The sequence below is a fragment of the Brevundimonas sp. A19_0 genome, from assembly GCF_017744255.1.
Lineage (GTDB): Bacteria > Pseudomonadota > Alphaproteobacteria > Caulobacterales > Caulobacteraceae > Brevundimonas.
Genome location: NZ_JAGHQP010000017.1, coordinates 1 through 26,775, shown reverse-complemented (window position 1 = coordinate 26,775; position 26,775 = coordinate 1). Strand labels below are relative to the sequence as shown.

The window sequence follows — 26,775 nt, the reverse complement described above, 5'->3', positions numbered from 1 at the left end:
GGCCCTCGAGGTGGTGAATACGCGAATCGCGCGTCCGGGCGCCTATCCTAGCGCCCCGGACCTCCGCATTCGAATCACAGATCGAGCGCCAGATCGAGGGTGAACAGCTTGCGATGCTCCTCGATCGCATAGCGGTCGGTCATGCCCGCGATATAGTCGCAGACCGCCCGCGCCCGACGGCCCGCGTCGCTGCTGGTGGCGCGCGCCGCCCATTCGGGGGGCAGGATGTCCGGCTCGGCCACGAACAGCTGGAACATTTCGGACAGGATCCGCCGCGCCTGGCTGCGCGTGCGATTGACCCGGTAGTGCCGATACATGCGCGTGAACAGGAACCGGCGCAGCGCCCCCAGATCGGCCAGCATGTCCGGCGAAAAGGCGACCAGCATCCGCTTGGCCCTCCGCACATCCTCGACCGTCTGGATGCCGTCGGCCTTCAGCCGTCGCGTCGTCTCGGCCAGCACATCCTCTATCATCGCCCCGATCATGCGCCGCACGGCCTCCAGCCGGATCATCCGCGCATCCAGATCGGGCCAGTCGTCGCGCGTGCCCTTCAGGATCGGCCCGATCAGCGGCACCTCCATCAGATCGTCGAGGGTGAACAGGCCCGCCTGCACCCCGTCGTCCACATCGTGGTTGTTGTAGGCGATGTCGTCGGCAATGGCCGCGACCTGGGCCTCCAGCGAGGCAAAGCTGTCCAGCCTCAGGTCCCAGTCCTTCGAGAATTCCGCCACCGGCTTCCACGCCGGGCGATCCAGCATCCCGTCGACCGGGCCGTTATGCTTGATGATGGCCTCCAGCGTCTCCCAGCTCAGATTCAGGCCGAGAAAATCCGGATAGCGCTCTTCCAGCCGGGTCACGACGCGGAAGGTCTGTACATTGTGATCGAACCCGCCCCACGGCTCCATACAGGCCTGCAGCTCATCCTCGCCCGCATGGCCGAACGGCGGGTGGCCAAGGTCATGCGCCAGCGCCACGGCCTCGGCCAGATCGGTGTCGAGACCCAGAGCGTGGGCCAGCGAGCGGGCGATCTGGGCCACCTCCAGACTGTGGGTCAGGCGGGTGCGATAGTGGTCGCCCTCATGCGCCACGAACACCTGCGTCTTTTCCTTCAGGCGTCGAAAAGCGGTCGAATGGATAATGCGGTCGCGATCGCGGGCAAAGGCCGTGCGCGTCCGGCTGGCCGGTTCGGGCACGCGCCGTCCCAGCGTGTTTGCGGCATCCAGGGCATAGGGGGCGAGGCGACGATCGGTCAGCGGACTTGATCCCGATGGGGTGACAGGCATTGCGGTAGCCCGTGGCGGCCTCATATAGGGCGGTATGACCGAACGATCCACAGACTTCCGGGTCGAGACCACCGGCGACGCCACGGCCCGCGCGGCCTCTCATGGCCTGAGCCTGTCGTCGGCTGCCGCCGCCCGGCTGGCGCGCCTGTCGGAGGCGCGGGGCACCCCCCTCATGCTGCGCGTCGCGGTCGACGGCGGCGGTTGCTCGGGCTTCCAGTACCGGTTCGATCTGGTCGAGACCGCCGAAGAGGATGACATCGCCATCCGCGCCGACGGGCGAACCGCCGTCGTGGACCCGGTGTCCCTGCCCTTCCTCGCCGGGTCGGTGATCGATTTCGTCGATGATCTCGCGGGTGCCCAGTTCGTCGTCCGCAACCCCAATGCCGCCTCCAGTTGCGGCTGCGGCGTCAGCTTCTCGATCTGACAGTCCGCGTCATCCTCGGGCTTGACCCGAGGATCGGTGCACCTCTCTGCCCTGTCCGGCGAGGCCGCTCAGTCTGTGCATCGCAGCAAAACGACTGCCCGGTCCGATCCTCGGATCAAGTCCGAGGATGACGATGTCATGCTCCCACCTCTTGCATTTAGGGCTTTTCCTAATTAGGAAGATGCCATGAACACCCTGTTCAAGGCCCTGTCGCATCCCGTGCGGCGCCGGATTATCGAGATGCTGCGGCGAGGCCCGATGGCGTCGGGCGACATCGCGGGGGCCTTTGACATGACCTGGCCCACGGTGACCGGCCACCTCAATGCGTTGAAGGAGGCCGGCCTGGTCAGCCCCGAGCGCGACGGCACCACCATTCGCTATCGCCTCGACATTTCCGCCGTGGAGGAGGCCCTCGCCTTCCTCCTGTCGATCACCGGGGCCCGCGCGCCCGCTGATGGAGACAAGGACCGTGACTGACATCCGCAGACCCGCCTCGGCCCTCGACCTCGCCGGCCTGGGCATTTCCGCCATCATCCTCGGGATCGGCCTCTGGGTCTTCTTCGCAGGGCCCACCGGATTGATGCCCGTGCACTTCAACATCCGGGGCGAGGCGGATGACTGGGCGGGCCGCGAGACGGTCGGCGCCCTCATCTTCGGTCTGGGCGCGCTGCTTCTGATCCTCAGCGGCGGCATGGGGCGGTTCGCCCGCCACGCAGGCGACGCCGCCCGCGCCCGGTCGCTGCGCTTTGCCCAGCTGGTGATCCTGCTGTCGATGACCGGAGTCTCCCTGTTCGTGGCCTCGCTCAGCCTGTCCGGCGCCACCTCGATCGGCACCGTCCTGCCGATGGCGGGTCTGGGCGCCATCCTGATGCTGACCGGCGCCTTCCTCGGCCGGGTCGGCCCCAACCCCGTCGTCGGCGTCCGCACGCCATGGGCCTTCAAGAGCAAGCTGGCGTGGGAGCGCTCCAATCGCCTCGCCGGTCGCCTGCTGTTCCTGATCGGCCTGTTCGGTCTGGCTTGCGCGCCCTTCGTGCCCCAGCCGTTCGGGATCATCGCCGTCATCGTCGCCGTGCTCGTCGCGGCCATCCTGTCCGCAGTCGAGAGCTGGCGGGTCTGGCGCGCCGATCCCGACCGCCAGCCTTTCTGACCCTACACCTGCCCGGGAGACTCTCATGCTGTCCGCCCTGCTCGCCGCCGCCGCCCTGTCCCTGACCGCTCAGGATCCCGGCACCGCCGTCACCCTCCAGACCGACGCCGGCCCGCTGCACGGCACCTGGCTGGCCCCGGCCGAAGCCCCCCGCGCCGTCGGCGTCATCATCGCGGGCTCAGGTCCGACCGACCGCAACGGAAACAGCCCCCAGGGCATCCGGTCGTCCACCTATCGGCTGCTGGCCGAGGGCCTCGCCGAAGAGGGCATCGCCACCATCCGCTATGACAAGCGCGGCGTGGGCGAGAGCCTGTTCACCGGCATGGCCGAGCAGGATCTGCGCTTTTCCCATCTGGTCGATGACGCCATCGGCTGGGCCGAACAGGCCGCTGAACAGGCTGGCCTGCCCTGCGCCTGGCTGATCGGCCACAGCGAGGGGGCGCTGGTCGCCCTCGCCGCCACCGAACGCGACACCTCGACCATCTGTGGTCTGGTGCTGGTGTCCGGTGCCGGTCGCCCGGCCCGCATTGTTCTGGAGGAACAGTTGGGCCCGCAGCTGCCCGAGCCGATGCGGACCCGGGCCTTCACCGCCCTTGCCGAGCTTGAGGCCGGGCGCGAGGTCGAACCCATCCCCGGGCTGGAGGCGCTGTTCCGGCCCTCGGTCCAGCCGTATCTGATGTCCTGGCTGGCGCTCGACCCCCGCGAACTGATCGCCGCCTGGGACGGCCCCGTCCTGATCGCCCAGGGCACCACCGACATTCAGGTCACCACGGTCGATTCCGACGCCATGAAGGCCGCGCAGCCCGACGCCACCCTCGTCGTCTGGGACGGCGTCAATCACGTGCTCAAGGAGGCGCCCGCCGAGCGCGCCGCCAACATACGCACCTATGGCGATCCGGACCTGCCTCTGGCCGCCCCGGTGGTGCGTGACATCGCCGCCTTCATCCTCAGCCCGCGCTAGGCGTCAGCGTTTCCTGGAAGCGCACCGGGCGGCCGTGGGCGCTGCCCTGCAGCTCGCCGTCGCGCATCACCACCCGGCCGCGCACGATCGTGGCCATCGGCAGGCCCTGCACCTCCATGCCGTCGAACGGGGTCCAGCCCGAGCGCGTGGCCATGTCCTCGTGCCTGAGCACCGCCTTCGCCTTCAGATCGACCAGTGTCAGGTCGGCGTCATAGCCTTCCGCCATCCGGCCCTTGCCGGCGATGTTGAAGATGCGCTGCGCCCCGGCCGAGGTCAGGTCGATGAACCGCTCCAGCGTCATCCGCCCCTTCGCCACATGGTCCAGCATGACCGGCACCAGCGTCTGCACCCCCGGCATGCCCGACGGCGAGGCGGGATAGGGCCGGGCCTTTTCTTCCAGCGTATGCGGGGCGTGGTCCGAGCCCAGCACATCCACGACCCCCTGGGCGATGCCGTGCCACAGGCCCTCGATATGTGGCCGGTTGCGGATCGGCGGGTTCATCTGGGCCAGCGCCTTGAGCCGCTCATAGGCCTCGTCGCCGTCCAGCGTCAGATGCTGGGGCGTGACTTCGACCGTCGCCACATCCCTGGCGCCCGCCAGGAACTCGATCTCCTCGGCGGTGGTCACGTGCAGCACATGGATACGCGCCCCGACCTCGCGGGCAAGACCCACCAGACGCCGGGTACTGCGGATCGCGCTTTCGACGTCGCGCACCTCCGGGTGGCTGGTCCAGTCGCCGGTCCGCGCCAGACTGCGCCGCTCGGCCAGCCGGTATTCGTCCTCGGAGTGGAAGGTGGCCCGGCGGTTCACCCGCTTCAGGATGTCGCGCACCCCGTCGTCGTCGGCGACCAGCAGGGTCCCGGTCGAGGCGCCCATGAACACCTTGACCCCGCAGCAGCCCGGCAGCCGCTCCAGCTCATCCAGCCAGGCCGCATTCTCATGCGTGCCCCCGACGTAGAAGGCATGATCCGTCCACATCCGGTCGCGCGCCCGGGCCAGCTTGTCGGCCAGCGCCTCGGCATCGGTGGTCGTGGGATCGGTGTTCGGCATCTCGAAGACGGCCGTCACCCCGCCCAGCGCCGCGGCCCGGCTGCCGGTCTCGAGGTCTTCCTTCCACTCCAGACCCGGCTCACGGAAATGCACCTGGGTGTCGATCACGCCCGGCAGGACGGTCAGGCCGGCGGCATCCACCTCCTCCCCGGCCGAGGCCCGCGACAGGTCTCCGACGAAGGCGATCCGCCCGTCGCGCACCCCGACATCGGCAGGCCCCCGTCCGGCGTGATTGGCGACCTCGCCGCCCCGCACGATCAGGTCATAGCTGTTGCCCATGGCGAACCTCCTGCCGGTCAGATCAGGCGGCGTCCGTCGTCAGGCGCCGCACGCAGGCTTTCAACACCCTCTCGGCCGGAAGGTCCATCATATGCTGCAGGGCCTGGTTGAACCGCGGGTCCAGGGTGCGGAATTCCTCAAAGCTGCGCGGCCCCCTCAGCGTCTGGCCGCCCCAGGGCCCGCGCAGGGAGTCATCGGACGGCCCGAACACGGCCGTCACCGGCACACCGGCGGCCACGGCCAGCTGGGTCCACAGCGAATCCCCGCCCAGATAAAAGTCCGCCCGCCGCAGCGCTGCGACCGTGGCCAGCGGCGAGAGCTTCCCTTGCGCCTCGATCACCCGTTCACGCCGCACCGCCAGCCGGATGGTGTGGGCCGCGTCGCGATCCCCCGCCCCGCCGACGATCAGCAAACGCCCGCCCTCAAGCGGCCCGCCCTCGCCCAACAAAGCCAGCGCCACCTTGGCATAGCGCTCCGCCGGCCACAGCCGCCCGATCCAGTCGGCTCCCGGCCCGATAGCCAGTAGCGGCCCCTCGACGGTGCCCAACAGGGCTTCGGCTTCGACCACATCGCCCTGCGACGGATGCAGGCAGGGGGCGGGCACCTCGTCCAGCTGCAGCACCCGCGCTGCGGCCTCGACGGCGTGCAGCCCGTCCGGCATCTCGCCGCGCACCGCCCGCTTCTTGCGCCGCAGCCAGCCCGACAGCTTGGTGCCGCGCATGTCGACGACCAGACCCCAGTGCGTGCCCCGCACCTGATTCCACAGACCGGTCAGCTCGGCCACGCCCTCGCCCTTCAGGACCAGCGTCCGGTCCAGCCGCGGCAGGCCGGCGAACAGCGGCGCGCTGGCCGGCGATCCCACCACGGTGAAGCGTGCCTGCGGCAGGGCTTCGACGAGATGGTTCAGCACGCCCGAACCCATCACCGCCATCTCGGGGTCGGCTTCAGCGATGTAGAGGACGGGAAAGGCGGCGGGCATGGTCGCACCGTATACGGATTCTTGACCAACGGCAGCGGTCCTCGCGGGCGGAGGGCCCCTCGCCAAGGCCCCTTTGGCCCCCTATCTGTGGACCATGTCGCCCCGCATCGCCTCCCTCCCTGATCGCGCCCTCGTCCGGGTCAGCGGTCCGGACGCCCGCACCTTCCTGAACGGCCTGCTGACGCAGGAGGTCTTGAGCCTCCAGCCCGGCGATCTGCGCTTCGGCGCTCTGCTCTCCCCGCCCGGCCGCCTGCTGTTCGACCTGTTCCTGTTCGGCGAGGAGGACGGGGTGCTCCTCGACGTGGCCTCGGACCGTCGCGACGCCCTGATCCAGCGGCTCAGTCTCTACCGCCTGCGCGCCAACGTTTCGATCACGCCTGACGACGGCACGGTCCAGGTGCTGTGGCCCGCCGCGTCCGACACGCCCGGCACCCCCGACCCGCGCCTTCCCGCGCTCGGCCACCGGCACTATGGCGAACGCCTGCCCGTCACCGACACGCCCGAGGCCTGGCACGATCACCGCCTGTCGCTCGGTATTCCCGACCCGGCTCGCGACGGTGGCCAGGACACCACCTATCCGATCGAGGCCAACTTTGACCTGCTGAACGGCATCGACTTTTCCAAGGGCTGTTTCATCGGGCAGGAGACGACCTCACGCATGAAGCGCCGGGGTGCCGTCCGCAATCGCATGCTGCCCCTCGACGTCGATGGCCCCCTGCCCCCCTTTGGCACCGAGGTCCTGAACGGCGACCGCCGCGCGGGCCAGACCCTGTCCGGACAGGGCCGACGCGTCATGGCTCTGCTGCGTCTCGACCGGCTTGACGGCGACCTGACGGTCGAGGGGAAGCCGGCAACGGTCCAACGGCCGGACTGGACCGGGCTCTGAAACAAAAAACGCGCCCGAAGCGAACTCCGGGCGCGTCTCCCTGTCGATCGGGGATCGATTACTCGGCGGGCGTCTCGACGGCGGCGTCGACGTCCTCGGCCGCTTCGTTCGTGGCAGCGGCGGTGTTGTCGGCCACGGCGTCCGCATTCTCGGCGGTGTCTTCGGCGGCCGAGGCCATGGTGTCGCCGGCAGCGTCAGCGGTTTCGGCAGCGTTGTCACCGGTCTCCTGCGAGCAGGCGGCAAGGGCCAGAGCGGCAGCGGCGGCGGCAAACAGGGCGATACGCATGGTGATGTCCTCCGATTGTGGAAGCTCTTGTTGTTTCGTTTCGGCGGGGACTTGTCCACCCCCTTGACGGCGGTCGGTGGCTGGAAACAGCCCGGATGCATCGACTGTCGCCCCTCCCCGATCAAGGGCGAAGGCGTACGTCGGGTGCCCTCACCAGCTCCATCCGGAGCGCCGTTCGCCGCGCTTCGCCTGTGTCCCAGCCGATCTCCCGGATCCGCAGCGCGGACTCCAGCCACCGCACCCGTATCTCCGGATCCTGCGTCAGTTGCGCCACCCGCACCATGGGCTCGGCCATCGATACGTGCCCCTGTCCCCGGAACTGCAGGATCGACAGCAGGGCCTCTTCATAGGTCCGGATCGCCTGATCGATCAGACCCTTGCGCTCGTAGGCCTCGGCCATCCACAGTTGCGAGGCAATCAGGGCATCCGGACTGGTCTGGCCCAGCTCGCCGACCACGCCGGGGGCTTGCGGCATCATCTTGCTGTCCTGTGCCCGGCTTTCCCCGGCCCCGAGCAGGACCAGGCCGACGACGAACAGCGCAGACAGAAGGACAGGGCGGCTCACCCTTTCCCCTTGCCACAGCGGCCGGCTCGCCGGACCTGACGGGACGTGACGCTTGCGTCGGCGACCCGGCCCGGCGACTCTGGGGGCATGACCGACTCGCCCGTGCCCGACGCGACCGGCCGCTGTGGCTGGTGCGGCACCGATCCTCTCTATGTCGCCTATCACGACCAGGAATGGGGCGTGCCGGAACGCGACTCCCGTGCCCTCTGGGAGAAGCTGGTGCTGGACGGCTTCCAGGCGGGCCTGTCGTGGATCACCATCCTGAAGAAGCGCGAGGCCTTCCGCGCGGCCTTCGACAATTTCGATCCGGAGAAGGTCGCCCGCTATGGCGAGGCCGACCGCCAGCGGCTGCTGAACGATGCCGGCATCGTGCGATCAGCGGCCAAGATCGACGCCACCATTTCCGGCGCGCGGCGCTGGCTGGAGTTGCAGGATCAGGGGCGCGACATGTCCGAATGGCTCTGGTCCTTCGTCGACGGCGAACCGGTCCAGAATGCCTGGCCCTCGATGAAACACGTCCCGGCCCAGACCGCGCAGTCCGTGGCCATGGCCAAGGCTCTCAAGGCCGAGGGCTTCAAATTCTGTGGTCCGGTGATCGTCTATGCGTTCATGCAGGCCACCGGCATGGTCAACGACCACGTGACCGCCTGCCACCGCCATGCGCCACTGGCCGGGGGCATCGCCGCGTGACCACCCTTCCTGATTTTTCGCTCGAGCATGAATGGGCTGCCCATGGTCGGGTCTGCGGCGTGGACGAGGCCGGGCGCGGCCCGTGGGCGGGGCCCGTCAGCGCGGCCGCTGTCATCCTCGATCCGGCGTGCCTGCCCCCGGGCCTCAACGACTCCAAGGCCCTGTCGGAAGCGGCCCGCGAGGAGGCCGAGGCCGCGATCAAGGCACAGGCCGTGTGCTGGTCTGTGGCCTTCGCCACGGTCGAGGAAATCGACCGCCTGAACATCCTGCGCGCCACCGAACTGGCCATGCGCCGCGCGGTACAGGGGCTGGGCCATTGCGCCGCCCTCGCCCTGATCGACGGCAATCATGCGCTGGATGTCGGATGCCGGTCGGTCGCGGTGATCAAGGGCGACGCGCGCTCGGCCTCGATCGCCGCCGCCTCGATCCTCGCCAAGACGGCCCGCGACCGGCTGATGCATGAGCTTGAGAGAGAGCACCCCGGCTACGGCTTTGCCCGGCATAAGGGCTATGGTGTGCCCCTGCACCGGCAGGCGCTGGACCGCCTGGGTCCCTGCGCCCAGCACCGGCGGTCCTTTGCGCCGATCCGGCTGTTGATCGAGGAAAGGATGAGCGCCTAGAGCGCCATCGCGCCGCCCAGCAGGGCGCCCATCAGCGCCGCCAGCAGCCCGCCGCCGACCAGGATCATCCAGTGCGGGATTTCCTCGTCCTCGGCATAGGGGTCGTGCGCGACATTGGCGGGGGTATAGCGATCCCGACGCGCCTCGGGCGCGCGCCAGGCCACGGTCTGAAAGGCGTCGGCGGCACGAGCGCTCCGCACGGGGGCGCGTCGGGGAATACGGACTTCGTGGCCCAGGCTGTCGGTGCGGCTGTCGGTGATCGTCTGCATGGTCACCAAACGGGGGGCATCCCCCCGGGGTTCCCGCTCTCAGGCCGCGTGCGGCAGGGCCACCGGCTCGGGCGTGACCACAAACAGCAGCTCGACATTCCGCAGGCGGCCCACCGTCCCGACCTTCTCCCCCTTGGGATTATGGATGCCGATGCGCGCCCCGACATAGCGGGGATGGGCGATCTCGATCACCTGCACATGGCCCCGCGCCGACAGCATGCCGACCAGGGTCTCGCGGTCCAGATAGCCTTCGTCATTGAAGGATACGACCAGATTGGGCGCCCTCAGCCCCTCGATCACCGCTGCCAGCGCCGGCCCGATGCGCGGCCGGCTGTTGAAGGCGCTCTTGCGCGTCTTCACATCGACCCGCTTGTTGGCCACGCCATAGGTCTCGGGCTTGTCCCACAGCACCAGGCTCTCCCAGCAGTGATAGTTCCCCAGATAGGAATGCTGGTTGTAGGGCGGGTCCAGATAGACCAGATCGGCCGCTATCTCCGGCGCGATCTCGACCGCATCCGCCTTCGTCGCCCGGCAGGGTGCCCCCACTGACGGCAGGACATCGGGCATCCGCAGTTCGAGGGGCTTCAGCGCCCGCGGCGCCCATTGCTTCATATAGGCCATCTGCACCCCCGCCGTGGAATCGACCCGGTCGGCCGCCTCCATCAGGCTGACCAGGGCGATGGCCTTCAACTCCGGATCCAGACCCAGCGTCTCGATCCGCTCGCGCATGGCATCGATCCGGGCCCCATTATCGGGATGGAAATAGCGGGCGTCCTCGCAGAAGGCCCGGGTGAACCAGCCGGCCTCGGGCTTCAGCGCGCGCAGTTCGGCCAGCACCGCCTCGGCCCGGTCCAGCCACCGCTCGCGGTTCGCCTGCACATAGGCGGTGGCCAGGGTGTGCGCATAGGCGTTGTGGTCGTTCGACCAGACCGAATAGCCCGCCCGCTTCAGCGCATGCCCGACCCGCGCTGACCCGCTGAAAAGATCACAGACGGTCGCCCCCGGCCCCGCCAGCGCGCCGATCGCCGAGGTCACCTGCCCCAGCAACGCCCGCTTCGAGCCTATATATTTGATCATGCCGTCATCTCCTCCCCCGCCCGCGGGGGGAGGGGGACCACGGAGTGGTGGAGGGGGCGACAACAAGCGCCGGTGTTGGGGGTCGCCCCCTCCACCCCGCTGCGCGCGGTCCCCCTCCCCCGTTTCGCTACGCTCAGCAGGGGAGGATCACTTCCGCCGTTTAACCTTCGACGGAGCATGCGCCAGCCGCAACAGATTCGCAGCCCCCGGCGCGCCGAACGGCGTCCCGGCCAGGATGAGTATCCTCTGCCCCGGTTGCGCCAGCCCATAGTCCATGGCCCCGGCCACGGCGTCGTCGGTGACCTGTTCCAGCGAGTCGGGCTGGCGCCCCAGGCGCGGCTCCAGCCCCCAGACCAGCGCCAGACGCCGGGCCGTGTCCGGATTGGGCGTCAGGGCCAGAACCGTGTGCAGCGGCCGTTCGCGCGCCATCCGCCGGGCAGTGCCGCCCAGGGTCGTGAACACCACGATACAGGCGGTCGACTGGGCCTCGCCGGCCTTGCGCGCGGCGGCCACCAGGGCATCCGCGTCGATGTCGTCCATGCCGGCATGTTCGGCGTCCATCAGGCTGGGCCACACCGGATCGCGTTCGACGCGCTCCATGATGCGGTTCATCATGGTGACCGCCTCGACCGGATAGTCGCCCGAGGCCGTCTCGGCCGACAGCATCAGGGCGTCGGCGCCCTCATAGACGGCATTGGCCACGTCGGTGGCCTCGGCCCGGGTCGGCGCGGGCGCCCCCGTCATCGACTCCAGCATCTGGGTCGCCACGATCACCGGCACGCCGCGATGGCGGGCAGCGCGGATGATGGCCTTTTGCGCGACCGGCACTTCTTCCGGGTCCAGCTCGACGCCCAGATCGCCGCGCGCCACCATCACCCCGTCCGAATAGTCGAGGATGGCCTCCAGTTCGTTCAGCGCCTGGGGCTTTTCGATCTTGGCCAGACAGGCCGCCTTGCCGTCGACCAGCCGCTTCAGCTCGGCCATGTCCTCGGCCTTCTGGACGAAGCTGAGCGCCACCCAGTCGACGCCGATACGGAGCGCAAAGGCCAGGTCCTCGCGGTCCTTGGGCGTCAGGGCCGAGACGGGAATGACCGCTTCCGGCACGGCGACGCCCTTGCGGTCCGACAATTTCGAGCCGCTCTCGACCGTCACATCGGCCCAGTCGTCGGTCCGCTTGCCGACGCGCAGCCGCACCCGGCCGTCGTCCAGCAACAGCAGCATGCCCTCGCGCAGGGCCTTGAAGATCTCCGGATGCGGCATCTGCACCCGCGCCTCGTCGCCCGGCTCGGGGTCGAGGTCGAACCGCATCTTGTGCCCGGGCTTGATGTCGATCTCGACATCCCGGAACCGGCCCAGTCGCAGCTTGGGCCCCTGCAGGTCGGCCAGCACCCCCAGCGGCCGTTTCAGCGCCATCTCGGCCCCGCGCACCGCCTTCAGCGCGGCCGCATGGTCGTCATGCGAACCGTGGCTGAAGTTCAGACGAAAGACATCGACCCCGGCCTGCGCGAGGGTCTTGACCATGCCGGGCGACCGGCTGGCCGGTCCCAGGGTCGCGACGATACGGGCGTGTCGGGCTCTCTTCATCAAATATCCACAGGGCCGCAGGGGTTTTGTCCCTTGTGCCCACGAAAGCGCGTCGGGTTAAGGGCAGTTCTTTGCGCGAAACACGAAGTTATGCCCGCCGGTCGCGCCCCGGCCCGTTTCGCGCTACGCCCTCGTGCTCAACGGAGACGACCATGGCAGGCCTCAAGGACAAGCGCGGCTTCATCAGCAAGGACCGGCTGGACCTGTCCGAGCGTCAGGCCGTCGAGCACTGGATGAAGCGCTGGGCGTCACCCGCGACCAGCTGACCACCGCCCACCGCAAGGTCGGCCGCAACATCAAGGACATCGCCGAAGAGCTGGGCAATAAGCGATAGATTTGGTGCGAGCGGCAGCTTGACCCGCTAAGGCTATTGCGGGTTGGCGAGAGCTTTCTCGTAGTCGCCCTTATACACCGTCACGCCGTTAGAACCCGCGTCAATGCCAAAGACCAAATCCTGGACCATGTCGCTATCTTCCATGATCGATGAGGCGATTTCGTAGCTGCAGAAGACGTGCACACTGTCAGCAGGCAACTGCTTCATCTCGTCGTTAATGTATGTTTCGATCTTTCCAGCCACGCGATTGGCATTATCGCGTTTCCACTTCTTGCGTGGATCAGCCCCGCGATACGAAACTCTCGGAACGCGGATGGGATAAGAGCGCATCTCTTCTATCCAATCAATTTAGAACCAGTTTTCCTATTGCGCGGAGAATGCGCTGTCCCTCGGCAACGATGCAGAGAATCTCAGTCGGGCATAGGGGCCGACCGTGGGCGATGGTGTTTCTGACAGGCGTCAAACGGCTCAACGAAACGAGCAAACCGTCGCGCACTCCGAAGAAGGGTTCGAAGAGGGGCCAGTTGTTGTTCTGCGTCATGAGCTGCCCGAGGTCGCCCAGGTCGCTATAGTAGATCGGGGCGAAGACCGGGTTGCCGAGGTCGCGGTCCTCCTCCTGTCGGCCCATCCACTTCTGCCGCATCGCGCCTGGCACACGCTGTTTCAGCCATTGCGGGTTCTCTCTTGAGAGGTGAGTCTCAATGAAGTGGCGGAGGTGGTTCTCGATGTCGCGCATGGCGACATAATGGACGTCTGCCATGACCAAGCCGCTCGGCGCATTCTCGATCGGCCGTGGAGTTGGTGCGGTCGGAAACACGAGCTGGAAGCCGGAAGCAATGACGATGTTCGAATAGTTTTCTTCGGGGAAGGCGACTAGGGCAGGGTTCCTACCGGCGAGATCGTATTGCGCCTCACGCTGCTCGGCGTCATCTTCCACTTCCTCGACGACTTGGCCGAGCTCGTCGATTACGATCTCGTTCGTCTCTTCTGCGAACGGGGAGTCGTATCGGACGACATCGCTGAACTGCGCGAGGCTGGCGAAGGACATGCCTGAGATCGCGAGACGATCCGCCCGAGCCCAATCCCCATCGATCAGATTCATGCGTCGTTCGAGGTCAGCAGACCAAGACCTGCTTTCGGCGATCCGACGATGAGGTTCCGTGATCCCGGCGATCTGAAGGGCAAGCTCGTGCGAAGCAAACCGAGTCGGTCGGATGATAGCATCTAGGCTTTCACCCAACTTCGTCATTGTTTCGATGGCTTCGATGCTGGCGAGGACCGACGGAGGCATCTGCGGAAGACCTAAGGCTATGGCTTGGTTCACCACGTCCATTCTGTCCTGATGCTCGGCCAGAGCTGAAAACGGCCCCTTCATCGCCTTCCGCGCTTCTTCCATTCGCCGAAACTCGTCGAGCACCGGATTGCGCGTGATCTGATCAATGAGGCGAGTCGCTCGGGTGGCCTCGTCGATCTGGCGCTTGAGGCGGCTGGTACCGGAGGCTTCTTCCAAGATGCGGCTTGCTCTTGTTGCGCCTTCAATCGCGTCGAGGAAACGCTTGTCCATGATGCAACCTCCTAGTGTTGCTCATATAGGGACGGAAGGCCGTTCGCCTACCACAACGTCATTGCTCGATTGCTGAGCCATGGTGCGAGCGGCGGGGATCGAACCCGCATGACCGAAGTCGAGGGATTTTAAGTCCCTTGCGTCTACCAGTTTCGCCACGCTCGCCCGGGGCTATTGCGCCGCCCGCAAGGCCCGGAAATCGATGTCGGAGTTGGCCAGCAGCCACAGGAAGGCGGCCCAGGCGGCGACGTTCTGATCCAGATTCTCGGGATCGATCCGGTCCAGCACATCATCGGCCGTGTGGTGGGTGTCGAAATAGTCCATGCCGTCCTGGTTCAGGCGGAAGGGCGGCACGCCTCCCTGCACCAGCGGCGTGGTGTCGGGCCCGCCACCGGTCGCCGGCGCTCCGTCGAACAGGATGCCGAGCGGCGTCAGCACCCGCATGGCCGCGCGCCGCAGCTCGCTGTCCCCTGCTCCGGCCGGCAGGGCCAGGCTGTAGATCCGGCCGGCGCCGAAATCGCTCTCGCTGGCGGCGACATGCATCTCCAGCTCTCCGGCCCGGCGCTCGGCATAGAAGCGGCCCCCGGCCAGACCCTGGGCGGGCGGCGGCTGGCTGACCTCCTCCGATCCCCACCAGACCACGCGGATCGTGCGGCGCGGCTGGACCGGCAGGTCCTCGATGAGCTTCAGCGCGGCGGTGGTGATGGCGATTCCGGCCCCGTCGTCGATGGCCCCGGTGCCCAGGTCCCAGCTGTCCAGATGGCCGCCGATGACGATCACCTGATCCGGGAATTCCGAGCCGACCACCTCGGCCACCACATTCTGGGAATGGCTGTCGGCGACAAAGCCCGCCCCCGACACCAGCCGCATGCGGATCGGCTCATCGGTCAGGCGCGACGCACGACGCAGCTGATCGGCGTCCGGCGGGCTGATGGCAAAGGCCGGGATCTGGCCCTCGCCCACCCGGGTCGCACCGGTGTGGGCAAAGCGGTGGTCATGGGTGCCCAGCGAGCGCAGCACATAGCCGACCGCGCCGCGTTGGGCCGCCTCGAACGGCCCCTGCCCCCGGATCGGCGAGCTGGTGCCATAGCCGCGGCCGTCCTGGGCCGGCACCGTATCCTGCAACACCACGACGATCTTGCCGGTCAGCGAGCCTTCCGGCTGGTCCAGCAGGTCCTGATAGGTTTCGAAGATCACCGCCTCGGCCTCAATGCCGCCCGGCGGCGTCGAGACGGTTCCGCCCAGCGCGGTCGCCACCAGCGCCTGCGGGAAGGGCGAGACGATCTCGACGCGGGTCTCGCCGCGCTCCCACAGCTTCAGGGGGAAGGATTCGACCTGCACATTGGCAAAGCCCATGCCGGTCAGCAGCTCGACGCCCCACCGCGCGGCCGCCTGTTCCGACGGCGATCCCGCCGGACGCGGCCCGAACCGGGTGGTCAGTTCCTCGACGATCTCCCAGGCCCCGCTGCCCTCAAGGGCCCGGTCGCGCAGCTGTTCTGCGATGCGGATGTCCTCGGCGCTCTGGGCCATGGCGGTCGAACCACCTGCCAGAATCAGGAGGCCTATGGCCCCCGCCAGTGCTGATGCTGCAAGCCGCATGGCCCTCTCCCCTCGATCACAGACCCGCAGTCCTAACGGGTCCGGGCGGGGGCGCAAAGCCTGATCGCGAGGGCGGCCTCAGACGTCCTGGAAATAGGGCTCGACCGGCCCCTGCAGTTTGACGGTCAGGGCCTTGCCGCGACGGTCCACGCGATTGCCGACCGCCAGACGCACCCAGCCTTCCGAGACGCAATATTCCTCGACATTGGTCTTTTCCTCGCCCTTGAAGCGAATGCCGACGCCACGGGCCAGCACGGCCTCATCGTGGAATTTGCTGTCGGGATCGACGCACAGGCGGTCGGGCGGGGTATCGGACATGTCAGGCCCTCGGGCGGAAACGGATCAAGGCCGCCGTCATAGGGCCTTGGTCGTTCAAGGCAAGGGGCCGCCCGTCGGTCGGGCCTATTGGACGGTCTGGCGGGCCGGCGTCCGGCTGGCCGGAGTATCCGCCGGCGTTGCCGCGGGCGGCGTGGCGCGCTCGGCAGCCGGCGGAGGGGTCGCGGGTGTCTGGCGAGCGGGCGGGTTCGCGGCCGGCGTGCGCGCCGGTGTCTGGCGGGCGGGCTGACGGGCCGGCGGGGTGCGCGCAGGCGCCGGCGGGGTCGCAGCGGGCGGGGTGGCGGCCGGAGCGGGAGCCCCCTGGCTGGCGGCAGCGGCACGCGCTTCCAGATCCGGACGGCTGTTGCGATTGGCCAGCTTCTCGGTCAGCTCGCGCGCGGCGGCGGGCGGCATCTGCGCCAGAATGGCCGCCAGGGCCCGGGGGCGCATGGCCGCCGCGACCGGCAGCCGCACATCGTCATCCAGGGTGGTGAACACCGCCGCCGCATCGCGCGGACGCATGGCGGAGTAGACCTGCACCAGACGGTCGACTTCGGCCTGTTCCTTCTCATCCAGCTGGCCGAGCATGGTCTCGACCTCGCCCTTCACCTCATTCAGCTCGGCGATGCGGGCGTCGATCTTCTGTTCGGCCGCGATCAGCAGCGGCAGCATGGTGGCCAGCTCTTCTTCCCGCGCGTCCAGCTCGACCCGGCGTCCGGACAGCGACTGGATCACCCGCAGCTCGGCGGGCGAGATCCCGGCCTGATCGGCCAGCTGCTCGTCGGTCAGGGTACAGACGCCGGTCACCGGTGTCTGGGGCGCGGGGGCGGCGCCCTCGGCGGCGGGCGCTTCCTCGGCCCAGGCGACCGCGCCCTCGAACAGGCCCGGCACGGTACCGGCGGCGCGCACGGCGATCACCCCGCCAATGGCGACGGCAACGAGTGGCAGAATGCGGGGCAGTTTGGACATGGGGGCTTTCAGGATAGGGTCAGGCGGCGAAGAGGTCTTCGTCCAGACTACGGCGGGCGCGGTTCAGGCTTTGTTTCGCAGCGTGGTTAGCGGCCAGCGCCTGCAGCACCGGCGCAAAGCGGTCGACTGCCTCGGGCTTGACCCCGGGGGCCACCGCCAGGCTCTCGACCTTCTCGAACAGATCGGTGGGCGCCGCAGCGCGGGGCGCCTCCCCGGCGACCGGCTCGGGCCGGGCCGCAACCGGCGTGGCCGCGACCGCCGTGCGGACCTCGCGTCCCTCGCGCGCGATCAGCGCTTCCAGTTCCTGTTTGAGGGCCCGCGCCTTGACGATCCGGTCGTGCAGCAGGTCGGTCTCCTGCCCCGCATCGCGCAGGGTCTTGAGTGCCGACTCGGCCCGTCCGGCCGCGGTGTTCAGTTCGGCGATCGCGCCGGCAAAGGCCGCCTGGCCTTCCTTGACCGCCTTCAGGCGCCGGTCCAGCCGCACGCCGTAGGCGATGGCGCTGACCAGCAGCAGCATCAGGACGGCATCGAGAACGGTTCCGATCATGGCTATCCCTTCTGCCTTGCCAGGCGTTCGGCCAGTTCGGCGCGGATGGGCGCCTCCACGCGGACCGCGATCTTCTGGCCCTTGCGGCCCATCCGCCCCGTGGTCAGCGGAATGGACCCGCTGCGGATCGAGATGGCCGAATCCGGCGTGGCATTCAGCATGAGGGTGTCGCCGACTTTCAGATCGAGGACCTTCGACAGGGGCACCTGCTGCTCGTCCAGCACGGCGCGCACCTCGGTGCCCGTGGTCCAGAGTTCGGTGGCAAGGTGGCCTTCCCAGATGTTGTCGCGGCCGAACTTCTCACCCATGAACTGCTGCAGCAGCATCTTCCGGATGGGCTCCAGCGTGCCATAGGGCAGCAACAGCTCGATCCGCCCGCCGCGATCCTCCATGTCGATCCGCAGCTTGACCAGGATGGCGGCGTTGGCCGGGCGGGCGATGGCCGCAAAGCGCGGATTGGTTTCCAGCCGGTCCAGATTGAAATGCACGGGCGTCAGGGGCTCGAACGCCGCGCGGGCATCGTTCAGCACCACCTCGACCATGCGCTGCACCAGCACCCGTTCGATCGTCGTATACGGCCGCCCCTCGATGCGCAGCGCCGCCGTCCCGCGACGGCCGCCCAGCAGCACGTCCACGATCGAATAGATCAGGTTCGAGTCGACCGTCAGCAGGCCGTAGTTGTCCAGTTCCTCGGCCCGGAACACGGCCAGGATCGCGGGCAGGGGAATCGAGTTCAGATAGTCGCCGAACCGGATCGACGAGATGTTGTCGAGGCTGACCTCGACGTTGTCGCTGGTGAAGTTGCGCAGCGAGGTCGTCATCAGTCGCACCAGGCGGTCGAAGACGATCTCAAGCATCGGCAGGCGCTCGTAGGACACCAGGGCCGAGTTGATGATCGCCCGGATGCCCGAGCGCTCATCATCGTCGCCGCTCATGTCAAAGCCGAGCAGGCTGTCGATCTCTTCCTGGTTCAGGACCCGCTCGGGCATCAGGCCCGTGCGCTCCTCGCCCGACGCCGAGGCGCCGAACGGATCGTCTTCGCTGTCTGCGAGGGCGGCCTGGCTCATCCTAGTTCACCAGCATCTCTTCGATCAGCACGGCATTCGCATGCCCGGGCGCCAGGATCAGATTGACCCGCCGCAGGATTTCGGCGCGCAGCTGGAAATTCCCCGCCGAGCCGTTCAGGTCCTCGGTGCGCAGCTCGCGCAGGAAGCCCTGGAACATGTCCTGCAGGCGCGGCATCTCGGCCATCAGCTGATCGGCCAGATGGGCGTCTTCCAGCTCCAGCGTCAGACGCAGCTTCAGATAGGCCGGACGACCGTCGGCGGTCTGAATGTTCACCACCATGTCGGGCAGGGTGTAGAAGGTCACGCCATCCGGGCCTTCGGTGATCTTGCCGAGCGCCGGATCGGGCTCGCCGCCGCCACCGCCGTGCCCGCCGCCCTTGTCGTCTTTCTTCTTGGCGCCGTGGCCGTCATCCTTGGGGGCGTCGTGGCCGTCGCCACCCTCGGCCGCAGCGGGCTTGGGCGACAGCATGAAGAAGGCCCCGGCCCCGCCTCCGCCCAGCACCAGCAAGGCGACAGGGATGATGATGAACAGCAGGGGCAGCTTCTTCTTGGCGGGTGCGCCCTCGCCTTCGCCTTCACCGCCCTCGCCGCCTTCGGCCACGGCGACGTCGGTGGCATCGGCCTTTTTCTTCTTGCCAAATTTCAGCATGCGCTCTGGCCCCACTCTGACCGGCCTACACAACCGGCTTTTGGTTAACGGGGCGTTTAGAACCGGCATTTTCTGCCGGGCAAAGCGTCGCAGCAAAAACCTAGCGTGTTGATTTTACTGCATTAACCTTACTGGCACGGGGCTTGCGACGGTCGGAGCGAAGGAGTTCCGCCTTGGAAAACGTCGCCTACATCGGATTGTCCCGCCAGATGACCCTGCGTCGCGAGCTCGACGTGGTGGCCAACAACATCGCCAACGCCAACACCACCGGCTTCAAGGTCGAGCAGCTGATGGTCGGCACCGAGATCGGCCAAGGCGCCCGCAATGACGCCATTCGCCCGGGGGTCAGCTTCGTGCTCGACCGGGGCGTGGGCCGCGACTATGGCCAGGGCCAGCTGGAACAGACCGGGCGCGTGCTGGACTTCGCCATCGAGGGCGAGGGCGCCTTCTTCACCGTCCAGGACGCCGCGGGCGAGGCCTACACCCGCGACGGCGCCTTCACCATCAGCCCCGAAGGCCTGCTGGTCACGGGTGGCGGCCTGCCGGTGCTGGGCGACGGCGGCGAGATCCGCCTCGACCCGGCAAGGGGTTCCCCCCAGGTCGCCGGCGACGGGACCATCAGCCAGGACGGGCAGGTCGTCGGGCGCCTGTCGGTCGTCCGCTTCGACACCCTGTCGGTGCTGGAAAAGGGCGGCAACGGCCTCTACCGCAACACCTCGAACGCCCAGCCCGTGGACGCCGCCGACGCCCGCATCCACCAGGGCATGCTGGAAGGCTCGAACGTCAATCCCCTCCTCGAAATCACCAATCTGATCGAGATCAGCCGCAGCTATGAGCGAATCTCGAAAATGATCGAACAGAACAATGATCTGAGCCGCCGTTCCGTCGAGCGGCTGGGGCGCGTGACCTGATGGCCCGCCGCCCGCAAACCCCCTTCGCTTCAAGGAGACATCGCTCATGAGCGCGCTTCGGACCGCCGCCTCCGGCATGGCTGCCCAGCAGCTGAACGTCGAGGTCATCTCGAACAACATCGCCAACATGAACACCGTTGGCTTCAAGCGTCAGCGGGCCGAGTTCCAGGATCTGCTGTACCAGAATGTCGAGCGGATGGGCGCCAGCTCCTCGGCCCAGGGCACGGTGGTGCCGACCGGCATCCAGATCGGCGCGGGCGTGAAGGCCGGCAGCGTCTATCGCATCACCCAGCAGGGCACCCCCACCCAGACGGGCAACCGTCTGGACCTGGCCATCGACGGCAAGGGCTACTTCCAGATCACCCTGCCCTCGGGCGAGACCGCCTACACCCGCGCCGGGAACTTCTCGGTCAATGGCGAGGGTCAGGTCGTCACCGACGACGGCTATGCGCTGGAGCCCGCCATCAGCATCCCGCAGGACGCCATCGACGTCTACATTTCCAAGGCGGGTGAGGTTCAGGTGATCCAGTCGGGCCAGACCGAGCCCACCGTGGTCGGCCAGATCGAGATCGCCACCTTCTTCAACGAGGCCGGCCTCGAGGCCATCGGCGACAACCTGCTGCTGGAAACCTCGGCCTCCGGCCCGGCCACGCCGGGCGCCCCCGGCGAGCCTGGCTTCGGCCAGCTGCTGCAGGGCTATACCGAGGCCTCGAACGTCGATGCCGTCTCCGAGATCAGCGCCCTGATCATCGCCCAGCGCGCCTATGAGATGAACTCCAAGGTCATCTCGACCGCCGACGAAATGATGTCGGTCTCGGCCCAGGTGAAGGGATGATGGCCCGGATGATCCGCCGCCTCACCCTGGGTGTCTGCCTCGCCTTCGCCGCTTCGTCGGCAATGGCCACGGCGCCCGTCACCCTGCGCGACAATCCGGTCGACGACGACGGCCAGGTAACCCTTGGCGAGCTGTTCGAGGGCGCCGGCGCCGCCGCCGATATCGTCATCGCCCGCCGCGCAGGTCCGACCGTTGTGCTCGACGCCGCCATGGTTCAGTCCCGCGCCGGCCAGGCCGGTCTGGTCTGGACCAACCCGCGCGGCCTGCGTCGCGTGGTCGTCCGTCAGGGCGGCGCCGGCGCGACCCCCGCGGCCACCGCCTCCACAACGGCCAGCCGTCCGGGCGAGACCGTGGAGGTCCTGACCTTCACGCGCAGCCTCGCCGCCGGCGACATTGTGCGGCCCGAGGATGTGGCCTGGACCCCGGTGCAGGCGCACCGTGCCCCGGCCGGTGGCCCTGCGGACGCCGAGGAGGTCATCGGCCTGACCGCGCGCCGCGCCCTGCGTTCCGGCACCCCGGTGCTGGCCCGCGATCTGACCCAGCCGCAGGTCATCGCCCGCAATGATCTGGTGCAGGTGTCCTACGTCGATCAGGGCCTGACCCTGACCATCACCGGCCGCGCCACCCGCGATGCCGCCGTCGGTGAGCCCGTGCCCATCGTCAATCAGCAGTCCGGCCGCACCATTGAGGCCATCGCCACTGCCCCCGGCCAGGCCATGGTCGGCCCCGCCGCCCAGACCTTCCGTACCGCGTCCCGTCGTTAAGAGGCCCCTGATGCGCAAAGCCCTGCCCCTCGCCGCCCTCTCTGCCCTGTCGCTGGGCGCCTGCTCCACTGCCATCGAGACGGTCCGAGGTCCGGAACTGGCCCCGATCGGCTATCCCGCCGCCCTCGTCCCGGTCCAGCAGCAATACCTGCCCGCGCCCGAGACCCGGCCCGCCAGCGCCAACAGCCTGTGGCGCAGCGGCTCGCGCACCTTCTTCGGCGATCAGCGGGCCCGTCGCGTCGGTGATATCGTCACCGTCCGCATCAACATCGACGACCGCGCCCAGACCCAGAATTCTACCCAGCGCGCCCGCACCAATGACGCCTCCGGCGGCGTGACCAACTTCTTCGGGCTGGAGAACAGCCTCGGGCGCGCCTTCCCGGGCGGCTTCGACCCCGCCAATATGGTCGGCGTCCAGGGCCAGGCCAACGCCTCGGGCTCGGGCAGCGTCAACCGGTCCGAACGGGTCAATCTGACCATCGCCGCGGTCGTCACCGACGTCCTGCCCAACGGCAATCTGATCATTCAGGGCCGTCAGGAGGTCCGCACCAACCGGGAGGTGCGCGAGCTGACCGTGGCCGGCATTGTCCGTCCCGAGGACATTTCCTCGGCCAACAGCATCGACCACACCCAGATCGCCGAGGCGCGTATCTCCTACGGCGGCCGGGGCGACATCAGCCGCATGCAGGCCACCCCGGCGGCCCAGTCGCTGGTCGAGCGCTTCAGCCCCTTCTGATCGCTCCCTTCTGAGCCCCCGGCAGTTTTTGCCGGGGGTCCAAGCTTGGCCGTGAACCGTTAACGGCGGACCGCGTTTCTTCCGGCAACAGAGGTGTTGCCATGCTGAAGATCCTGATCCCCGCCGTCGCCGCCCTGGGCCTGGTTGCCCACGCCGCGCAGAGCTATACCGCCGAAGAGGGCGTCGCCCCGACGCTGCTCGACAGCGTGGCTGCGGCTCCGGTCGAGATCGCCCCGCCCGCCCCCGCGCTGGACTGGCATTTCCACAAGGAAGGCGACACCGCCAAGCTGGCCTATGGCGTTGCCAACTCGGACCAGCTGGTGCTGATGCTGACCTGCACGGCGGGCGACGACACGGTCGCCACTCTGGGCTCGGTCCGCGCTGTCGCCGAGACGGCCTCTGACGAACAATCCTTTGAAGACCCGATGACCGGCGGCGTCCTTCACGAGGCGGCCATCGACAAGGCGGACTCCGCCCTGAATGCGCTGGCCGCCACGGGCACCATGACGGTCGAAACGGCCAATGGCATGACTGCTCTGGGCTCCCCGGCTTCGGACAAGGCGGCGGTGAAGGCCTTCTTCGCCTCTTGCGGAACCCCGCGCGGCTGATCATCTCTTCCGGACCGGGGAGGGAACCATGGTCCTGACGACGCTTGCCGCATTGCTGAGCCTGACCGCCACGCCCTCACAGGCGGACGGCTGGGTATGGTCGCTCTACGAAGACACCCGCGAGACCGTGCTCGCCCGCGAAATCCCCGACACCGATCGTCTGACCACCACACTGGCCTGCGCGCCGGGGTCCGGGCGCGTGGTCGTCAGCTTCTATGACCTGCCGGCCCGGTCGGGCTTCGCCAGCTTCCGCTCGGGTGACGCGAGCGGCACGGCGGAAATGGCGGCCGGGGACGCGTCCGACCCCTTCTCCCTGACCCTGCGCACGGACCATCCGGCCCTGGCCAATTTCGTCGCCACCGGCTCTCTGGAGATCGTGTCCGGCGACCAGACCCGCATGGTCACCTTCTCGCGCCCCCACCTTGCCAAGCTGCGCCGCTTCACGGAAATCTGTGCGGACTGAGCGCGCCCCGGCGCTCGCTGCCCGTGGACCCGTCATGCGCCCCACAGCCTGGCCCCTGATCGTCGCCGTCGGCGGCGCCCTGTCCCTGGGCGCCTGCGCCTCGATGGAGGCCACTCCGGATCAGCTGATGCTCCCGGGCAATCCTGACGGAGCGCCCCGGCCGATCGCCGACCACGACTGGTTCCTCGATAGCGACCCGGACGCCGCCAGCCTGATCTACGGCCGGGTCGAGAGCGACGACGTCTGGCTGACCCTGTCATGCCTGCGTGGTAGCGGTCGGCTGGAACTGATGCGCCCCGCCGACGCCGACCGCCAGCCGGTCATCTATCTGGAGTCGGGCGGCGAGACCGAACGGTTCACCGGCCGGGTCGAGGCCTCCGAGCTGTTCGAGCATGGCGAGGTGATCGCCGAGGCATCGACCACGCCCCCGGTGTTCCAGCGATTTCGGCGTTTGAGCTGGTTGGGGCTCCATGATGCCGAGGGTCGCGCCCTGATGGTCGCCCATCCCTCCTCCACCGACCGGATCGAGCGCTTCTTCGCCTTCTGCGGCTGAGCCTTCGCTTGACGGGACGATCCCCCTCGTCTCGACTGGCCGCTCGACGTCGGGGGAAAGACACATGAACAGACCGGTTCTGGCGACGGCGCTCGCGGCGCTCATGATCGGCGCCTCGGCCTGCGCGACACCGGCCTCGGGCCCGGCGACGCCGACCGCCGCCACGACACTCACCGCCAGCCAGGCCCTGGCCGCCGTCATCGCGGACTATGAGTCCTTCCTCAAACGCCACGATCCGTTCGGCGCCGCGCAGGAAGGCGACGAGGCCTCGAAGTCCCGTCTGCCCGACCTGTCGCGTCAGGGCGAACTGGCCCGCCGCCCCGAATTGGTCGCCCTGTCCGACCGTCTGGCCGCCATCGACGTCACCGCCCTCACCCCGGCCGAGGCCCAGAACCACGCCTTTGCCACCTGGCTGATCACCCGCGCCATCGAGGGCATCGACCTCGACGTCTCGCGCATGGCCTTCAACTCCGAGGGCGGCTTTGGCCAGTCGGCGGCCTATATCGCCGGCTCGGCGCGCCTGACCGACCGCGACGATGTCGAGGCCTGGCTGACCCGGCTGGAGAATATGGGTCCCCTGTTCGACGCCACTCTCGCCAATGCCCGCCGGGGCCTCGACACCGGCCTCCTCCAGTCGCGCTCCGTGGTCGAAAGCGCCCTGCTGCTGGCCGAAACCGATGTGGCCCTGACCCCGGCCACCGATCCACTGCTGCGCCCCACCACCAACCTTCCGGCCTCTGTCCCCGAGGCCGAGCGCCGCGCATATCAGGCCCGGGCCGAAGCCATCGTCCGCGACCACATCCAGCCGCGCCGTCTGGCCTGGCGGGACTTCCTCAAGGACGACTATCTGCCGGTCGCGCCCGACACCCCCGGACTGGTCCACCGCCCCGGCGGCCGCGATATCTATGCCTGGCTGGTGCGCGGCTACACCACCACCGATCTGACGCCCGAGCAGGTCCACCAGATCGGCCTCGATGAGGTCACCCGCATCCGCGCCCGGATGGAGATCGAGATGCGCGCCGCCGGCTGGACCGGGGACTTCCCCGGCTTCCTGACCTTCCTGCGTACCGACCCGCAATTCTACGCCTCCACCCGCGAGGAGCTGCTGGAAAAGGCCTCTGAGATGGCCAAGCGCGCCGATGACGGCCTGCCCGCCCTGTTCGGCACCCTGCCGCGCCTGCCCTATGGCGTCCGCCCCGTGCCCGCCGAGATCGAGGCCAACTACACCACCGGCCGCTACTTCTCCGGCTCCATGCGAAATGGCATCGCCGGCGGCTATATGGTCAACACCTCCAGGCTGGATCAGCGCCCGCTCTACGAGCTTCCCGCCCTGACCCTGCACGAGGCCGTCCCCGGCCACCATCTGCAGATCGCCCTGCAACAGGAAGCCGCCGATCAGCCGTATTTCCGGCGCGACGCCAATGTCACCGCCTTCACCGAGGGCTGGGGTCTCTATGCCGAATTCCTCGGCGAGGAGATGGGTTTCTACCGCACCCCCTACGAACGCTTCGGCCGCCTCAGCTATGAGATGTGGCGCGCCTGCCGCCTGGTCGCCGATACCGGCATGCACTGGATGGGCTGGTCGGTGGAACAGGCGCGCGCCTGCTTTACCGAAAACTCGGCACTGGCCCCGCACAATATCGAGACCGAACTGCAGCGCTATATCGGCTGGCCCGGTCAGGCCACGGCCTACAAGATCGGCGAAATCCGCCTGCGCCAGATCCGCACCCGGGCCGAGGCGGCCCTGGGCGACCGGTTCGATGTCCGCGCCTTCCACGACGCCCTGCTCGTCCCCGGCCCGCTGCCGCTTGGCTTGCTGGACGCCCACATGGACCGCTGGATCGCGGAACAGGCGCAAAAGCCCTGACGCCTTGCAGCGGACGGGAAACCCTGTTCGGTTCGCCAAAGGAGAAACCGCATGTCCCTCATCCTCGCCCTCACAGCCGCCGCAGCGGCTTTCACGTCCCCGGGTCAGGAACCGTCCGACTGGCGGCAGATCGACGACACCGACGGCTATCACACGGCTCTGGACCTGAGCAGTATTGAGGGCCCGCGCTCCGCCCGGACGGCGCGCACCGTTTCCGTCTCGGCCGACCCGACGGAGCTCACCGGCTATGTGATCCTCAGCCTCGTGGTCGATTGCGCGGCGCAGACCCTTGGCGCTTACCACGCGGCCTTCTTCGACGCTGACGGTCAGATGCTGATGGATGGGGAGGCCCCCGTGGAGCCCGAGCCCGTCAGTGAAGAGGGCGGTACACTCACCCTGGCCCGCGCGGTCTGTGACGGCGAGGCCCCGGCAAGCCCCGGCTTCGGCTCCGCCCAGGCCTATGCCCAGTCCATCCGCGCATCCGCCGGCTCCTGAACGCAGCTGATTTCGCCTGTCTCCTCCCCATCCATGATGGGGAGGGGGACCCTGCGAAGCCTTGGCGAAGCAGGGTGGAGGGGGTCTTCACCGCGCGCACGCCGCCCAGAACCCCTCCGTCCCGTCGGCTTCGCCGCCGCGCCACCTCCCCAACTTCGTCAGGGAGGAGACAGAAAACCCGTCATCCTCGGGCTTGACCCGAGGATCGGTGTCACCCGCAACGGGAAACGGTCTGGATGGACCGATCCTCCGATCAAGTCGGAGGATGACGATGGGCTGAACGGCGCAGCTATAAAAACTGCGCCGAAATTCTCCCACCCTTTCAACACCCCCACCGTTTCCCGCCCCGACTTCCCCGCCCCACCCCGGGCCTGTGCGAACCTCCCAGGGTCCCGTCG

At 68.2% G+C, this 26,775-nt stretch carries 32 protein-coding genes, 1 tRNA gene and 1 pseudogene; 17 read left to right on the top strand and 17 right to left on the bottom strand.

The window, feature by feature from the left end:
• Window positions 1-74 precede the first annotated feature (74 nt).
• Window positions 75-1,283, bottom strand: a complete 1,209-nt coding sequence (locus J7346_RS12865; protein WP_209120377.1) for a deoxyguanosinetriphosphate triphosphohydrolase — start codon at window positions 1,281-1,283, stop codon at window positions 75-77.
• A 34-nt stretch (window positions 1,284-1,317) separates the two neighbouring features.
• Here J7346_RS12865 and erpA point away from each other — a divergent pair, with 34 nt between their 5' ends.
• From erpA to J7346_RS12845, 4 genes are all read left to right on the top strand, one after another.
• A complete protein-coding gene (erpA, locus tag J7346_RS12860; protein WP_209120376.1) occupies window positions 1,318-1,707 on the top strand; it encodes an iron-sulfur cluster insertion protein ErpA in 390 nt (129 codons plus the stop codon).
• 186 nt (window positions 1,708-1,893) lie between these two features.
• A complete protein-coding gene (locus tag J7346_RS12855) occupies window positions 1,894-2,184 on the top strand; it encodes a metalloregulator ArsR/SmtB family transcription factor (RefSeq protein WP_209120375.1) in 291 nt (96 codons plus the stop codon).
• Entirely contained in the window at window positions 2,177-2,854 is a 678-nt protein-coding gene (locus J7346_RS15225; protein WP_209120374.1) for an SdpI family protein, read from the top strand. Before J7346_RS12855 ends, J7346_RS15225 begins: the two co-directional genes overlap by 8 nt.
• A 25-nt stretch (window positions 2,855-2,879) precedes the next feature.
• The gene (locus J7346_RS12845) at window positions 2,880-3,815 is read left to right on the top strand and encodes an alpha/beta fold hydrolase (RefSeq protein WP_209120373.1); all 936 of its coding nucleotides are present in this window, start codon (window positions 2,880-2,882) and stop codon (window positions 3,813-3,815) included.
• Here J7346_RS12845 and J7346_RS12840 read toward each other — a convergent pair.
• Together J7346_RS12840 and J7346_RS12835 are read right to left on the bottom strand one after the other, a co-directional pair.
• The gene (locus J7346_RS12840) at window positions 3,802-5,145 is read right to left on the bottom strand and encodes a dihydroorotase (RefSeq protein WP_209120372.1); all 1,344 of its coding nucleotides are present in this window, start codon (window positions 5,143-5,145) and stop codon (window positions 3,802-3,804) included. The two genes, J7346_RS12845 and J7346_RS12840, sit on opposite strands and share 14 nt — an antisense overlap.
• A gap of 22 nt (window positions 5,146-5,167) precedes the next feature.
• A complete protein-coding gene (locus J7346_RS12835) occupies window positions 5,168-6,124 on the bottom strand; it encodes a glycosyltransferase family 9 protein (RefSeq protein WP_209120371.1) in 957 nt (318 codons plus the stop codon).
• Window positions 6,125-6,218: 94 nt separating this feature from the next.
• Here J7346_RS12835 and J7346_RS12830 point away from each other — a divergent pair, with 94 nt between their 5' ends.
• Window positions 6,219-7,010, top strand: coding sequence for a folate-binding protein YgfZ (locus tag J7346_RS12830; protein ID WP_209120397.1), 792 nt, complete (start codon window positions 6,219-6,221; stop codon window positions 7,008-7,010).
• A 58-nt stretch (window positions 7,011-7,068) separates the two neighbouring features.
• On the opposite strand, the gene J7346_RS12825 is transcribed toward J7346_RS12830, so the two are convergent.
• Both J7346_RS12825 and J7346_RS12820 read right to left on the bottom strand, forming a co-directional pair.
• Complete coding sequence (locus J7346_RS12825) at window positions 7,069-7,296, bottom strand: hypothetical protein (protein WP_209120370.1); 228 nt, start codon at window positions 7,294-7,296, stop codon at window positions 7,069-7,071.
• Between the two features lie 121 nt (window positions 7,297-7,417).
• Entirely contained in the window at window positions 7,418-7,861 is a 444-nt protein-coding gene (locus J7346_RS12820; protein WP_209120369.1) for a tetratricopeptide repeat protein, read from the bottom strand.
• A gap of 87 nt (window positions 7,862-7,948) precedes the next feature.
• Here J7346_RS12820 and J7346_RS12815 point away from each other — a divergent pair, with 87 nt between their 5' ends.
• Both J7346_RS12815 and J7346_RS12810 read left to right on the top strand, forming a co-directional pair.
• Window positions 7,949-8,551 carry a DNA-3-methyladenine glycosylase I gene (locus J7346_RS12815; RefSeq protein WP_209120368.1) on the top strand — a complete coding sequence of 201 codons (603 nt, stop codon included), beginning with the start codon at window positions 7,949-7,951 and terminating at the stop codon, window positions 8,549-8,551.
• On the top strand, window positions 8,548-9,171 hold the full coding sequence (locus tag J7346_RS12810; protein WP_209120367.1) for a ribonuclease HII: 624 nt from the start codon (window positions 8,548-8,550) through the stop codon (window positions 9,169-9,171). Before J7346_RS12815 ends, J7346_RS12810 begins: the two co-directional genes overlap by 4 nt.
• On the opposite strand, the gene J7346_RS12805 is transcribed toward J7346_RS12810, so the two are convergent.
• From J7346_RS12805 to pyk, 3 genes are all read right to left on the bottom strand, one after another.
• Window positions 9,168-9,446, bottom strand: a complete 279-nt coding sequence (locus tag J7346_RS12805; protein WP_209120366.1) for a hypothetical protein — start codon at window positions 9,444-9,446, stop codon at window positions 9,168-9,170. The genes J7346_RS12810 and J7346_RS12805 overlap by 4 nt on opposite strands.
• 33 nt (window positions 9,447-9,479) lie before the next feature.
• Window positions 9,480-10,517 (bottom strand): DNA adenine methylase, encoded by a 1,038-nt coding sequence (locus J7346_RS12800; RefSeq protein WP_209120365.1) that lies wholly within the window; start codon window positions 10,515-10,517, stop codon window positions 9,480-9,482.
• Between the two features lie 147 nt (window positions 10,518-10,664).
• On the bottom strand, window positions 10,665-12,101 hold the full coding sequence (gene pyk, locus J7346_RS12795) for a pyruvate kinase (protein ID WP_209120364.1): 1,437 nt from the start codon (window positions 12,099-12,101) through the stop codon (window positions 10,665-10,667).
• A gap of 152 nt (window positions 12,102-12,253) precedes the next feature.
• Here pyk and J7346_RS12790 point away from each other — a divergent pair.
• Window positions 12,254-12,435 (top strand): annotated as a pseudogene (locus J7346_RS12790) (DUF3606 domain-containing protein).
• Between the two features lie 33 nt (window positions 12,436-12,468).
• Here J7346_RS12790 and J7346_RS12785 read toward each other — a convergent pair.
• From J7346_RS12785 to J7346_RS12745, 9 genes are all read right to left on the bottom strand, one after another.
• On the bottom strand, window positions 12,469-12,765 hold the full coding sequence (locus J7346_RS12785) for a hypothetical protein (protein ID WP_209120363.1): 297 nt from the start codon (window positions 12,763-12,765) through the stop codon (window positions 12,469-12,471).
• A gap of 13 nt (window positions 12,766-12,778) precedes the next feature.
• Window positions 12,779-13,999 carry a Swt1 family HEPN domain-containing protein gene (locus J7346_RS12780; RefSeq protein ID WP_209120362.1) on the bottom strand — a complete coding sequence of 407 codons (1,221 nt, stop codon included), beginning with the start codon at window positions 13,997-13,999 and terminating at the stop codon, window positions 12,779-12,781.
• A gap of 80 nt (window positions 14,000-14,079) precedes the next feature.
• Window positions 14,080-14,164, bottom strand: a tRNA-Leu gene (locus J7346_RS12775).
• 6 nt (window positions 14,165-14,170) lie between these two features.
• Window positions 14,171-15,598 (bottom strand): M20/M25/M40 family metallo-hydrolase, encoded by a 1,428-nt coding sequence (locus J7346_RS12770; protein ID WP_209120361.1) that lies wholly within the window; start codon window positions 15,596-15,598, stop codon window positions 14,171-14,173.
• 78 nt (window positions 15,599-15,676) lie between these two features.
• Window positions 15,677-15,916 (bottom strand): DUF3297 family protein, encoded by a 240-nt coding sequence (locus J7346_RS12765; RefSeq protein ID WP_209120360.1) that lies wholly within the window; start codon window positions 15,914-15,916, stop codon window positions 15,677-15,679.
• An 84-nt stretch (window positions 15,917-16,000) separates the two neighbouring features.
• Entirely contained in the window at window positions 16,001-16,882 is an 882-nt protein-coding gene (locus tag J7346_RS12760) for a MotE family protein (RefSeq protein ID WP_209120359.1), read from the bottom strand.
• Window positions 16,883-16,901: 19 nt separating this feature from the next.
• On the bottom strand, window positions 16,902-17,429 hold the full coding sequence (locus J7346_RS12755; protein WP_209120358.1) for a DUF6468 domain-containing protein: 528 nt from the start codon (window positions 17,427-17,429) through the stop codon (window positions 16,902-16,904).
• A 2-nt stretch (window positions 17,430-17,431) separates the two neighbouring features.
• Window positions 17,432-18,496: a flagellar motor switch protein FliM gene (fliM, locus tag J7346_RS12750; protein ID WP_209120357.1), complete on the bottom strand. Its 1,065-nt coding sequence runs from the start codon at window positions 18,494-18,496 to the stop codon at window positions 17,432-17,434.
• 1 nt (window position 18,497) lies between these two features.
• The gene (locus J7346_RS12745; protein ID WP_209120356.1) at window positions 18,498-19,145 is read right to left on the bottom strand and encodes a flagellar basal body-associated FliL family protein; all 648 of its coding nucleotides are present in this window, start codon (window positions 19,143-19,145) and stop codon (window positions 18,498-18,500) included.
• A 173-nt stretch (window positions 19,146-19,318) separates the two neighbouring features.
• On the opposite strand from J7346_RS12745, the gene flgF reads away from it, so the two are divergent.
• The 9 genes from flgF to J7346_RS12700 all read left to right on the top strand — a co-directional run bounded on the left by flgF (window position 19,319) and on the right by J7346_RS12700 (window position 26,377).
• The gene (flgF, locus tag J7346_RS12740) at window positions 19,319-20,056 is read left to right on the top strand and encodes a flagellar basal-body rod protein FlgF (protein ID WP_209120355.1); all 738 of its coding nucleotides are present in this window, start codon (window positions 19,319-19,321) and stop codon (window positions 20,054-20,056) included.
• A 46-nt stretch (window positions 20,057-20,102) separates the two neighbouring features.
• On the top strand, window positions 20,103-20,891 hold the full coding sequence (gene flgG, locus J7346_RS12735; protein WP_209120354.1) for a flagellar basal-body rod protein FlgG: 789 nt from the start codon (window positions 20,103-20,105) through the stop codon (window positions 20,889-20,891).
• Between the two features lie 8 nt (window positions 20,892-20,899).
• The gene (gene flgA, locus J7346_RS12730) at window positions 20,900-21,655 is read left to right on the top strand and encodes a flagellar basal body P-ring formation chaperone FlgA (protein ID WP_209120353.1); all 756 of its coding nucleotides are present in this window, start codon (window positions 20,900-20,902) and stop codon (window positions 21,653-21,655) included.
• Window positions 21,656-21,665: 10 nt separating this feature from the next.
• Window positions 21,666-22,391 carry a flagellar basal body L-ring protein FlgH gene (gene flgH, locus J7346_RS12725; protein WP_209120352.1) on the top strand — a complete coding sequence of 242 codons (726 nt, stop codon included), beginning with the start codon at window positions 21,666-21,668 and terminating at the stop codon, window positions 22,389-22,391.
• Window positions 22,392-22,492: 101 nt separating this feature from the next.
• On the top strand, window positions 22,493-22,999 hold the full coding sequence (locus J7346_RS12720; protein WP_209120351.1) for a hypothetical protein: 507 nt from the start codon (window positions 22,493-22,495) through the stop codon (window positions 22,997-22,999).
• Between the two features lie 28 nt (window positions 23,000-23,027).
• Complete coding sequence (locus J7346_RS12715; protein WP_209120350.1) at window positions 23,028-23,462, top strand: hypothetical protein; 435 nt, start codon at window positions 23,028-23,030, stop codon at window positions 23,460-23,462.
• A gap of 34 nt (window positions 23,463-23,496) precedes the next feature.
• The gene (locus J7346_RS12710) at window positions 23,497-24,015 is read left to right on the top strand and encodes a hypothetical protein (protein ID WP_209120349.1); all 519 of its coding nucleotides are present in this window, start codon (window positions 23,497-23,499) and stop codon (window positions 24,013-24,015) included.
• Between the two features lie 64 nt (window positions 24,016-24,079).
• A complete protein-coding gene (locus J7346_RS12705) occupies window positions 24,080-25,882 on the top strand; it encodes a DUF885 family protein (RefSeq protein WP_209120348.1) in 1,803 nt (600 codons plus the stop codon).
• A 51-nt stretch (window positions 25,883-25,933) separates the two neighbouring features.
• A complete protein-coding gene (locus J7346_RS12700) occupies window positions 25,934-26,377 on the top strand; it encodes a hypothetical protein (protein WP_209120347.1) in 444 nt (147 codons plus the stop codon).
• Window positions 26,378-26,775 lie beyond the last annotated feature (398 nt).